The sequence below is a fragment of the Pseudoalteromonas sp. AWH4_217 genome, from assembly GCF_056161105.1.
Genome location: NZ_JBSWYM010000011.1, coordinates 1 through 12,375, shown reverse-complemented (window position 1 = coordinate 12,375; position 12,375 = coordinate 1). Strand labels below are relative to the sequence as shown.

8 protein-coding genes and 4 tRNA genes are annotated in these 12,375 nt (G+C 47.6%); 10 read left to right on the top strand and 2 right to left on the bottom strand.

Annotation, left to right across the window (positions count from 1 at the left end):
- Positions 1-15 precede the first annotated feature (15 nt).
- Both ACXAH1_RS14650 and ACXAH1_RS14645 read left to right on the top strand, forming a co-directional pair.
- Positions 16-846, top strand: a complete 831-nt coding sequence (locus ACXAH1_RS14650) for a LysR family transcriptional regulator (protein WP_475197645.1) — start codon at positions 16-18, stop codon at positions 844-846.
- A gap of 121 nt (positions 847-967) precedes the next feature.
- Positions 968-1,564, top strand: coding sequence for an outer membrane beta-barrel protein (locus ACXAH1_RS14645; protein ID WP_475197643.1), 597 nt, complete (start codon positions 968-970; stop codon positions 1,562-1,564).
- Between the two features lie 43 nt (positions 1,565-1,607).
- On the opposite strand, the gene uvrB is transcribed toward ACXAH1_RS14645, so the two are convergent.
- Positions 1,608-3,620 carry an excinuclease ABC subunit UvrB gene (gene uvrB / locus ACXAH1_RS14640; protein WP_475197641.1) on the bottom strand — a complete coding sequence of 671 codons (2,013 nt, stop codon included), beginning with the start codon at positions 3,618-3,620 and terminating at the stop codon, positions 1,608-1,610.
- Entirely contained in the window at positions 3,617-4,996 is a 1,380-nt protein-coding gene (locus ACXAH1_RS14635) for an MATE family efflux transporter (RefSeq protein WP_475197638.1), read from the bottom strand. Before ACXAH1_RS14635 ends, uvrB begins: the two co-directional genes overlap by 4 nt.
- 1,120 nt (positions 4,997-6,116) lie before the next feature.
- On the opposite strand from ACXAH1_RS14635, the gene ACXAH1_RS14630 reads away from it, so the two are divergent.
- The 8 genes from ACXAH1_RS14630 to rsxC form a co-directional block, all read left to right on the top strand.
- A tRNA-Asn gene (locus ACXAH1_RS14630) sits at positions 6,117-6,193 on the top strand.
- A 19-nt stretch (positions 6,194-6,212) separates the two neighbouring features.
- Positions 6,213-6,289, top strand: a tRNA-Asn gene (locus ACXAH1_RS14625).
- A gap of 34 nt (positions 6,290-6,323) precedes the next feature.
- Positions 6,324-6,400 (top strand) — tRNA-Asn (locus tag ACXAH1_RS14620).
- A 21-nt stretch (positions 6,401-6,421) separates the two neighbouring features.
- Positions 6,422-6,498, top strand: a tRNA-Asn gene (locus tag ACXAH1_RS14615).
- A 195-nt stretch (positions 6,499-6,693) separates the two neighbouring features.
- On the top strand, positions 6,694-8,637 hold the full coding sequence (locus tag ACXAH1_RS14610; protein ID WP_475197637.1) for an EAL domain-containing protein: 1,944 nt from the start codon (positions 6,694-6,696) through the stop codon (positions 8,635-8,637).
- A 172-nt stretch (positions 8,638-8,809) separates the two neighbouring features.
- Positions 8,810-9,391, top strand: coding sequence for an electron transport complex subunit RsxA (gene rsxA, locus ACXAH1_RS14605; protein ID WP_010386487.1), 582 nt, complete (start codon positions 8,810-8,812; stop codon positions 9,389-9,391).
- 1 nt (position 9,392) lies between these two features.
- Positions 9,393-9,947 (top strand): electron transport complex subunit RsxB, encoded by a 555-nt coding sequence (gene rsxB / locus ACXAH1_RS14600; protein ID WP_046006703.1) that lies wholly within the window; start codon positions 9,393-9,395, stop codon positions 9,945-9,947.
- 9 nt (positions 9,948-9,956) lie between these two features.
- Positions 9,957-12,375 (top strand): electron transport complex subunit RsxC (rsxC, locus tag ACXAH1_RS14595; protein ID WP_475197634.1); only part of this gene is annotated, 2,419 nt, incomplete at its 3' end.

Here is a 12,375-nt window from a genome sequence, read left to right as displayed (position 1 = left end):
ACAACTCTTATAGATATGGACATTGAATCATTACGTAGCTTTATCGCCTGCGTCGAAAATGACAGCTTTACTCGCGCAGCTAACCAGCTACACCGAACTCAATCAGCCATTAGCATGCAGATGAAAAAGCTCCAGGAAGATGTAGGTAAGCCCCTGTTTGAAAAATCAGGTCGAAAGTTACATCTGACTCAGGATGGGCACACCTTAATGCGTTACGCAAAACAACTGGTTAGATTGCACGATGATACTCTGGCACATATGCGTCAAAGCGAGCGACCTACGCTTCTCAGACTGGGTTGCCCAGACGATTATGCTGACACTATATTGCCTTCACTCACCACTCAGCTGCATCAACTATGGCAGAACCTCGAGCTTGATATTCACTGCATGTCCAGCAACCGAATAAAAGATGCGCTGGATCAGGGTGAGCTTGATTTGGGCGTGATCACGCGAAGCCCAGACTCCGAGGAAGGATTCTTTCTATACCATGATCAAGGGGTATGGGTTGGTACTTTGCATCCAAAAGCCCTCATTTCGCTCGCTGTATTTCAACGAGACTGTCGTTTTCATCAGGCCGCCATCGAGGGTTTAATGAAGCAGGAGCGACCATTTAAAGTCATTGCTAATTGTCAGAGCGCTTCAGCATTGCGCGCGCTTGTTAAAGCAGAGTTGGCGCTCGGCGCACTTGCACAAAGTAGTGCAGAGGGCCTTTCTATCCTGAGTGACCAGGGTTTACCTCCCTTACCTTCAATAGATGTTGTCCTGGTCAGAAGTAATACCCCCTCCAACCCTGTCAAGGCGACAGACCTGCAGACCATAAGCCGTGCTTTTCATTGCGCAGACTAGCTGAGACATAGTTACTCACAGCCTTCCTACAAGCACTTACATTTTATGACACCCCACAAACAGACTCTCACAAGGAGTCTGAATAAACTTGTCAGCAAGTTAATCAAACGGAATGACAGCAATGAAATCTTTATCTCTCCTCTCACTGGTTTTGGCAGTTTCAGCCTCTTTTGCATCACAGGCTGCACAAAATGATGAACAACACCGCGTAGGCGCACAACTATTCGGCGGCAGTGCCTCTTACAATAGCTCAGATCAGGATGGTGATGGTGTTACACACGTATACTTTTACTACAACTATCAATACGACTCGACCTGGGCGCTGGAAGCCGCTTACAACACAGGTATGGAAGCGGATGAATGGGAATGTAAGGACGATAGTGACGACAAGTTTACTTGTACACGCAATGACAAAGCATTGTTTGGCCTTGGTGCAAATGAGCTAGACTATGACAACTTTGTATTGGCTGTTAAAGGTCAGTACCAGATTACCGATAATAGTTACCTGTTCGCCAAGCTCGGCGCGCATTATTACGATTACGAAATTGGCTACAAAGGCAAAACCATGGTTGAAGAAGATGGCATAAGCTTCATGACAGAAGCTGGCTGGCAATACGACTGGGACAATGGGATGTCGGTTAATGCCAGTATTCAATACCTGGACATGGGTGACCTGGACACAACCAACTTAGGCTTTGGTGTCAGTTACCGTTTCTAAAGGAATTAGTTAAAAGCGCAGCCAGTGGCTGCGCTTTATTGTATCAGCTTTTCAGTAACTGCTGCTGCAACAGATGCACTTCATCCCGTATCGCAGCTGCCTTCTCGAACTCCAACTCACGTGCGTATTGCATCATCTGCGACTCTAGCTGCTTTATCTGCTCAGTCAATTCAGCGACACTATGTGTTTGCTTAGAAGGAGCTGTCTTTTTCGACACTTTCGGCATAACTTTAGACTGCTCTGCCGAGACTTCTTCACCCAAATCCATTACATCTGTGACTTTCTTCACCAAGGCTTGCGGTTTTAAGCCATGCTTTTCGTTGTAAGCATGCTGAATAGCTCGACGTCGCTCTGTTTCATCAATTGCCTGACGCATAGATTTGGTGATCGAATCCCCATACAAGATAGCTTTACCATTGATGTGCCGTGCAGCCCGACCAATTGTCTGGATGAGTGACCGTGTTGAACGTAAGAAGCCCTCTTTATCCGCATCCAGAATGGCAACCAATGAAACCTCTGGCATATCCAGGCCTTCACGTAGCAAGTTAATGCCAACCAAGACGTCAAACACACCTTTACGCAGATCCCGGATAATTTCCATTCGTTCTACAGTATCAATATCAGAGTGTAAATAACGTACCCGGACATCATGGTCATTGAGGTAGTCGGTAAGATCTTCAGACATACGCTTGGTCAGAGTCGTGACCAGAACACGCTCTTTAAGCTCGACTCGACGATAAATTTCAGATAAGAGATCATCAACTTGAGTTGCCACGGGGCGTACTTCCAGTTCCGGGTCTAACAGCCCCGTAGGGCGGATCACCTGCTCGGCCACTTCACCACAGGATCTATTGAGTTCATAGTCCCCAGGCGTAGCAGAGACATAAATCGTCTGCGGTGCAATCGCTTCGAACTCTTCAAATTTCAGTGGGCGATTATCCATGGCAGAAGGTAGCCTGAATCCGTACTCAACCAAGTTCTCTTTGCGGCTGCGATCTCCCTTATACATGGCACCAATCTGTGAAACGGTGACATGAGATTCGTCAATGATCATCAAGGCATCATCTGGCAAATAATCCAGCAAGGTCGGTGGTGGCTCACCAGGTGCACGACCGGATAAGTAACGACTGTAGTTTTCGATGCCTGAGCAATAACCCAACTCGGTCATCATTTCAATGTCATACTGTGTGCGTTGCGCGACCCTTTGCTCTTCGACCAAGCGATTGTCAGTCAATAACTTGTTGCGCCGCTCTTTGAGCTCAAGTTTGATTTTTTCAATCGCATCAAGGATTTTCTCACGCGGTGTAACATAGTGAGTTTTAGGATAAATAGTGGCCCGAACTAAGTGCTTTTCCACCGCGCCAGTTAGTGGGTCAAACATGCTGATGCGTTCGATCTCTTCATCAAACATTTCCACTCTGATAGCATAGGTATCGGATTCTGCCGGGAAGATATCTATCACTTCACCTCTGACCCGATACGTGCCACGACTAAAATCCATATCGTTACGGGTATACTGAAGTTCAGCCAAACGCCTGAGCATTGCTCGCTGCTCCATGGTTTCGCCCACTTTCAGCAACAGCATCATCTTCATATATGAATCTGGATCACCCAAACCATAAATGGCAGAGACAGATGCAACGATAATCGTATCCCGACGCTCCAGGAGTGCTTTTGTCGCAGATAAGCGCATCTGTTCTATGTGCTCATTGATTGACGCATCTTTCTCTATAAAAGTATCACTGGCAACCACATAAGCTTCGGGCTGATAATAATCATAGTAAGAGACGAAATATTCAACCGCGTTATTTGGGAAAAACTCTTTCATCTCACCATACAGCTGCGCCGCCAGAGTTTTATTGTGCGCCATGATGATAGTAGGCCGATTCAGAGTGTGGATAATATTGGCCATGGTAAACGTTTTACCGGTCCCGGTTGCCCCCAGCAGAGTCTGATGGGCCAGACCGGCTTCTAACCCATCACAAAGTTGAGCTATTGCCGTAGGCTGATCACCACTGGGTGAAAAGTCAGAAACCAAGTCAAATACATCACTCATACCACTTCCTCCTGTCGTGTGCACTGTTGCATTGCGGCTAACGTACTTGTGAACCATTTATACGCCAATATGGCGGTGAACAGATTACCAAATGCAGCACCGATAAATAGTCCTTGAATGCCCGCAAAATGAGAACCCAGATAGGCACAGGGTATATAGAACACAAACAACCTAACGACACTTAATACTAATGCGCGCATTGGCTTATGCAACGCATTGAACGATGAATTGGTCAGGATGATTACCCCTTGCAAACCGTAACTCAAGGGTAAGGTGTAAATAAACAACTTAATGATCTCGACGACTTGTGGCTCATCACCAAAAGCCTGACTGATCCAATGAGAAGCCGCTATGAGCAATATATAGATGCCAAATTGCCAGGCCATAACAAACTTCAGGGTGGTCCGGTATGCGTCTTCAACTCGCTGATATTTCTGAGCTCCGAAATTTTGACTGACAAAAGGTGGTAAAGTCATAGATAAGGCTAGCACCACCAAACTGGCAATGGATTCAATACGACTGCCTACACCAAAAGCAGCCACAGCTTCCGCACCATAGGTAGCAATGATGGCCGTCATGACTGCCATCGCTATTGGCGTGAGCATGTTAGCCCCTGCCGCAGGCAACCCAATCTTCAATATTTTACTGGTAGCCTGAGTGATGCTTTGCTGCGGACTACTAATTTGTAGTAAGCGCTTCTTAACTGCCAGTAAATACAAAATAAACACTACGCCTACGCTCCAGGCAATCACACTGGCGATCGCCGCCCCTTTTACACCAAGTTCCGGAAATGGACCATAACCAAAAATTAGCAAGGGGTCCAAAATGGCATTGATAAGCCCGCCCAACCCCATAATTAGACTGGGCGTTTTTGTATCACCACTGGCTCTGAGTATAGAGTTACCAATCATCGGCATAATCAGAAATATGGCGCCCGCAAACCAGATTGAAATATAGTCGTATATATAAGGCATAGTTTGCGCACTGGCACCCAGCAAGGTAAAAATGGGCTCTATCAATACATAACCAATGGCTGATAAAACAGCCACCATCACCGCAGATACCAGTAATGCGACAAAGCCGTCGAATTTAGCTTCTTCCATATTGTTGGCACCCAAGGCTTTTGCAATGACCGCAGATGTACCGATACCCAGCCCGATGGCAAGACTAATAACAGTAAAAGTAACAGGAAAGGTAAAACTCACTGCCGCGAGCGGCTCTGTACCGAGTAAGCTGATAAAAAAAGTGTCGATTAAGTTGAAACTCATCAGAGTGATCATGCCAAAAATCATGGGAACGGTCATGCGTCTAAGCGTTTCCACGATTGACCCATTGAGAATATCACTACCGGGATTTGATTGACGAACTGCGGACATAGTTTGCTTTACCTCATTTGGAAGCGAGTATTCTAATGGATCACTTTCGATGATGCACTTAATTAAACATCCAGCCTGTGCGGATGATACGGCTGATGTGTATTACGTTTGACATTACCACCTGGGTTTAGCCAAAACGGCGTATCGCACGACGATATCTTGTTTTAACGACAAACGAGTGAATCCCATAAGTTAGCGGATATCTGGCAGCGCATTAAAAATTGTTTTATTGGGGTATTTCACACCAACTCAAACATTTTTCGGAAAAAGTTGGTTTTTTAGAAAAATAGAACTTGATTCGGGTCACTTTTTGCACATCAATGGGGCGAGGACGAAATAAATCCGTCATATTGTGCATTTCTCGTTCCAGTATGGTGCAAATTTAATAAGCTATTGATTTATAACAACCAATTATTTTTCATCAAAACGCTTGCATCGTCGCTATGCCGCGGAATATATGGCGTTGTAGCACTTTTTAAAGTTTAATAAACAATGTTATCCACAGATTCCGTGGATAACTTATCACAGCCTTTAAAAATAAAGGCCTAGCTTGCGATCCGAATGAAAGATCGCTCCCTTATACTTGATCACCTGCTTATTCGATCGGGATCGAGTCGCTTTTCGGGGAAAGATCCAGTGCTACTAGACCAATATCAAAATATTGCAAATTAGTGGCAATGGCCCCAAAAACCACCTAACTACATGATACTTATAACCTTTAAATTTTCCAGAACATTTATATGCAATAATTCTGTATATATTGAGTAATTTTTGTGCAACAAACCCCAATTATACTGGATTGTTATTCGATCATTTCCAGGATCTTTATGAGATCTCAAATCGCTGACAAATCGGATCTCTGTTAAAGTGCAAAAAAAGTTCGCTTCGAACAAAATAACGACACAAGCATCAAAAATTGTACATTTCGTCACTTTGACACTTTCCGTCGCATTATCTCCCTTGCACTAGATAAGGTACTGAAGTGGCTTAAAGGCAGCCAAAAAAGGCGCAAATCGAGCATTAATTCAACGAACGAACTGCTTTTTTACAATTCAATGATTTTTATTGTTGACACCTTGCCTAGCGGTCATTAATATTTCGCCCCGTTGAGAGACATGCTTCCCCCTTAGCTCAGTTGGTTAGAGCGACGGACTGTTAATCCGCAGGTCCCCCGTTCGAGTCGGGGAGGGGGAGCCAATCTTTCAATATAAACGATTCCCCCTTAGCTCAGTTGGTTAGAGCGACGGACTGTTAATCCGCAGGTCCCCCGTTCGAGTCGGGGAGGGGGAGCCAATTTACTTGGTTCATCGTTTTTAACTCAAAAAGTTCCCCCTTAGCTCAGTTGGTTAGAGCGACGGACTGTTAATCCGCAGGTCCCCCGTTCGAGTCGGGGAGGGGGAGCCACTTTGAGTAACTTCATTCTGTTCCCCCTTAGCTCAGTTGGTTAGAGCGACGGACTGTTAATCCGCAGGTCCCCCGTTCGAGTCGGGGAGGGGGAGCCAACTCATAATATTCCCTTATTTATATCCACTTTTAGTTCATTTCGCATTGGCAATTGTTCGATTATATTAGACTTTTTCTGATGAATGCTCTACCCTACAGGCATTCTAGGCGGCTATTTCACTCCTCAAAAAGGCTGCTAATACAAGTCAGTCGACGAACGGAATTTAATCCCAGTTTCAGGTAGATGAATAACAATGGCAGGTTTTAAAAAACTCATATTTCTCCAGCTCGTTTCCTGGATTGTTTTTTCTGCGCTTGGTAGCTTCTTGATTGCAAGTAGCTTTGACAACGCCGTCAGCAGAGCCCAGCAAAATGCACAGAGTATGGTAAGCAACTATATTCAGGAAAAAACCATGGCAGATGTCACGCCCGAGCATATTCGCTTGTCTCTTGGCAGTGGTAATGTCTTTTCTTCCTTTATTGTGCGTGACTTTGCCGGGCAAACTGTACTGAACATCAATACCCAAAGCGAAATGCCCGTATTGGCGGGCATCATTGCCGACACACTAAACTCTATCAGACCTCAGTTTGCGGTTAATAAAAGTAAAGACATCAAAATTGAATTTTTGATCAATGTGCAGAGTCAGGCTGAATTGTTACAACAGGCGCTCGTTTTCATGATCATCATCTCCGCACTGATGGCCTTTATACCCATCTTCTATATGAAGACAATTTATCGCAAGCTAAATCGCAATGTCAGTATGACGGTTGCCGATGCCGTCGACATCTATATTACTCAAAACCAAGTTTCTGAAAGCATAGATCAGGATTTCAACACCAATAAAGTGGCTGAGCTTGGCGCAGAATTAGCCCCCTCTTTCAATCGACTTGCACACTTTTTAAAGAGCAAGCAGGAAGACATTAAGTCAGCGGCCCAGTCTATCAAACAAGAAGCCTATAAAGATGTGGTGACCGGACTTGGAAACCGCAATATGTTTGTTGAGTACTACGAACACCAAATTGAGTCAGCCAGCGATAAAAGTTTCGGTTCACTGGCAATGGTGCGCTGCAGTGAATTGCAAATGATTAACCAAACTCGAGGCTACCAGAAAGGCGATCTGTATATTAAAGGGATTGCCGACATCGTCAAACATGTCAGCGGTACTTATACCGGTAGTCAGGTGTTTCGCCTCAATAGCTCAGATTTTGCGGTTATCTTACCAAATATTCCATCAAAAGAAGCTGAGCGTTTTGGTGAAACCCTGCAAGCCAGGTTCACTCAATATCAGCAAAACCAGGAATTAAGTTCGGTTGCGAACACAGGTATTGTCCCTTATGAGTCGGGCAAGCCTTTAGGCGAATTGCTGTCCGTTGTGGATAACGCAATGAGTATGGCACAGAGCAAGCAAGCCAACGCCTGGCACCTGCAACGCGAAACCGACTTAGTAAATAATGTCGGCGCGGGTTTCGGCAACCAGAACTGGCGACGCGTTATTCGTGAAGTCATTGAAAGCCGTCGCGTTATGCTGATGATGCAAAACATTATGCCGATTGGTAAAAATGTCAAAGCCTATGCCGAAATACAAGCACGCTTTAAAACCGAAGACGGGCAAATGCTACCCACGGCCTCTTTCCTGGCAATGGCCGAAAAGCTGGAGATGGCAGTAGAAATAGATCAACTTATCATCGACACCTCAATCGAGATGATCAAGTCGCGCAATTTCAATGAGAAGTTCTTCGGGATAAATGTAACCGCGTCCAGTGCGCACAGCGACCAGTTTGTTATTTGGCTTGAGCGTCGACTGCTAAAAGAAGCCAACCTGGCATCTAAGCTTATCTTTGAAGTCAGCGAATTCGGCTTGCAACAGAATATCAAAGCCAGCAAGCGCTTTATCGATATGGTACACCGGGTTGGTGCTCGGATAACCGTTGAGCGGTTCGGTGTTGGACTCACATCCTTTAAGTTCTTCCGCGACCTGAAACCCGACTTTATTAAGATGGATGCCAGCTATACCCGAGGACTGGAAGAGGACAAAAACAACCAGTACTTTATGCGTCTGATGGTCGACCTGGCTCACCGCATCGGGGTCAGTGTGTTTGCCGAAGGAGTCGAAAGCCAGGAAGAAAAACACATCGTTGAAACCTTATGTCTGGACGGCGTTCAGGGTTACTACATAGAAAAACCAAAAGAAATTTAATACTCTGATGACAATGGGGCGAACCTGTCGCCCTATTGTCAACTTTACTAGCCATTTTTAACAAACTTTCCCCCCTCTCTCCCGGCTAAATGCTGTGATCTCAAGCCCGAAATTGTTAGAATTCTCAGTCTATTCTGGTTCTCTGTAAATTCATTCACACTAAGGGGCAAGCATGACAGAGTATATTCTGTTGCTTATTGGCACAGTGCTGGTAAATAACTTTGTATTGGTGCAATTCCTCGGCTTGTGCCCGTTTATGGGTGTCTCGGGCAAACTCGAAACCGCTATTGGTATGTCACTCGCGACCACCTTCGTTCTGACGTTGGCTTCTGTCACCAGCTACCTGGTCAATCAATACATTTTGCTGCCACTGGATCTCACCTTCCTGCGCACCATGAGCTTTATTTTGGTGATTGCTGTGGTTGTGCAGTTTACAGAGATGGTCGTTCGCAAGACCAGCCCAACCTTATACCGCCTGCTCGGTATTTTCCTGCCGCTTATCACCACCAACTGCGCGGTGTTAGGGGTAGCATTGCTCAACATTAAAAATGACCACACCTTCATTGGTTCGGCAGTGTATGGGTTTGGTGCTGCCGTTGGTTTTTCACTGGTGTTGGTGTTGTTTGCCGCACTGAGAGAACGTCTGGCCGTCGCGGATGTACCTGCACCGTTTAAAGGTGCCTCAATTGCCATGATCACAGCCGGACTGATGTCGCTGGCCTTTATGGGTTTTTCTGGATTGGTGAAGTTCTAAGATGACACTGTTTTATGCACTAATTGCCATCGGCGCACTGGCGCTGGTTTTTGGCCTTATTCTCGGCTACGCCGCCGTAAAGTACCGGGTTGAAAGCAACCCCATTGTTGATCAGGTAGATGCCATCTTGCCACAAACACAATGTGGTCAGTGTGGCTACCCCGGTTGTCGCCCCTATGCAGAAGCGATTGCTAATGGTGATGACGTAAATAAATGTCCACCTGGTGGCGAGGCAACGGTGAAAAAACTGGCCGATTTAATGGGCGTTGAGGCCAAGCCTCTGGCTGGGGGTGAAGAAGCAGAGCCCATTAAGAAGGTTGCCTATATACGCGAAGATGAGTGCATTGGTTGCACTAAGTGTATTCAGGCCTGTCCGGTTGATGCCATCGTCGGCGCAACCCGGCAAATGCATACCGTCATTGCAGACGAGTGCACCGGCTGCGACCTGTGTGTTGACCCCTGCCCTGTCGATTGTATTGATATGATCCCGGTGGCACAAACCGTCCAAACCTGGAAATGGCAAATTGACGCCATTCCTGTAAAGCAAATCGACTAAGAGGTTTAAGTGGAAACTTTACTTGAGCAAATTGAACACGGTAAATTGTGGCAGTTTCCCGGCGGCATTCATCCACCGGAGCAAAAATCTGTGTCAAATCAGGCGAGTATTGGTCGTATTCCCCTGCCCGACTATCTGGTACTACCTCTGAAACAACATATTGGAGCCAACGGTCAGCTGCTGGTAAATAAAGGGGACAGCGTACTAAAAGGTCAGGCATTGACCCGCCCGGGCGCAAACTGGTCTTTGCCTGTGCATGCGCCAACTTCTGGGGTGATCAGTGACATCAAACCCATGCCTTCAGCACACCCTTCCGCTTTACCTGAATTGAGTATCGTACTCACGCCAGACGGAGAGGACAGCTGGTGTGAACTTAGTCCGGTTCCAGACTACACCCAGCTCGATAACCAGGCCTTGATCGACATTATTCACCATGCCGGTATTGCCGGAATGGGCGGTGCGGGCTTTCCAACCTATGTCAAAGCCGACAGCGCAAAGCATAAACCTGTTGAATTTTTAGTGGTCAACGGCGTTGAGTGCGAGCCTTACATCACCGCAGATGATCTACTCATGCGCGAACATGCCGAGCAAATTGTGCAGGGCATAGAGATCATGCAGCACCTGCTAAGCCCGGAATATGTGCTGGTTGGTATTGAAACCAACAAACCTGAGGCTATTCAGGCGATGACCGCTGCGGCCGCTCACAATAGCAAAATCCTGATCCGTGGCCTACCGGTTAAATACCCCTCGGGCGGTGAGAAACAATTGATCCAGGTATTGACCTCTAAAGAAGTCCCCAGTGGCGGAATACCTGCCGATGTTGGCGTCTTGGTACAGAATGTCGGTACTTTGTTTGCCGTCAGCGAAGCCGTGTGCAAAGGCAAACCGTTGATTGAGCGCGTGGTAACTGTGACCGGAAACACCATCCAGACACCACAAAATGTCTGGGCACTGCTGGGCACAGAAATTAAGCACTTACTTACTTGCCAGGGCTTTGAACCTGTGGCAGAACAGCGTGTTATCATGGGTGGCCCTATGATGGGCTTTACCCTGCCAACAGTGCGAATTCCAGTCGTAAAAACCACCAACTGTATTCTCGCACCGGATAATCAGGAGCTGGCCGTTGCCGGCCCCGAACAGGCATGTATTCGTTGTAGCGCATGTGCCGATGCCTGTCCGCAAACCCTGCTGCCACAACAACTGCAGTGGTTTGCCAAAGGCAAAGAGTACGACAAACTGGAAGAACATAATTTGTTCGACTGTATTGAGTGTGGTGCTTGCGCCTATGTTTGTCCGAGTGAAATCCCGCTGGTGCAGTACTACCGGGTTGCCAAGGCCGAGATCCGCGAGCAAAAGCTCGAAAAAGTGAAGGCGGAGCGTGCTAAAGAACGCTTTGAGGCACGCAAAGAGCGACTCGAGCGGGAGCAGGAAGAACGTCAAAATCGTCATAAACGCTCAGCGCGCAGCAGTACCCGCAGTGCAGAGCAAAGCGATAAAGTCAGCGCCGCGATGGAGCGCGTCAAACAGAAAAAAGACAGCCAGTCTGCTGTACAAGCCGCGATTGAGCGGGCCAAAGCCAAAAAAGCGGCCGATGGCACGCTGGAGCCGGACAATTCAGAAGTGGCACTGGAGCGTGCTAAGCGCAAAGAAAAAGCGCGTCAGTACAAAGCAGAAAAAGACGCACAAGCTGCACCTGAGATGCATGCCGGCGGAGAAGGCTCACGCAAAGATGCCGTTGCCGCCGCCATAGCAAGGGCTAAAGCTAAAAAAACAGCACAACAAAATGACGCGACTGATTCTTCAGCTGCCACTGCAGAGGATCCGCGTAAAGCCGCTGTTGCTGCGGCCATTGCACGCGCCAAGGCGAAAAAGTCAGCCCAGCAGGACAACGAGGCGACGCCATCACAAAGCGACACAGGAGCCGAAGATCCTCGCAAAGCTGCTGTTGCCGCCGCCATCGCTCGTGCGAAAGCAAAGAAAGCCGCTAAAGAGACCGAGCAATCAACAGGTGCTGAAGCAGCCGAGGCCAACGCTGAGCCGGAGGATCCCCGCAAGGCCGCCGTCGCCGCTGCAATTGCCCGCGCTAAGGCAAAGAAAGCCGCCAAAGAGGCCGAGCAGCAAACAGACGCTGAACCTGCCGAAACTTCTGCTGAGCCGGAAGATCCTCGCAAGGCCGCCGTCGCTGCTGCGATTGCCCGCGCTAAGGCAAAGAAAGCCGCCAAAGAAGCCGAGCAGCAAACAGACGCTGAACCTGCCGAAACTTCTGCTGAGCCGGAAGATCCTCGCAAGGCTGCCGTCGCCGCTGCGATTGCCCGTGCTAAAGCGAAGAAAGCCGCCAAAGAAGCCGAGCAGCAAACAGACGCTGAACCTGCCGAAACCTCTGCTGAGCCGGAAGATCCTCGCAAGGCTGCCGTCGCCGCTGCGATTG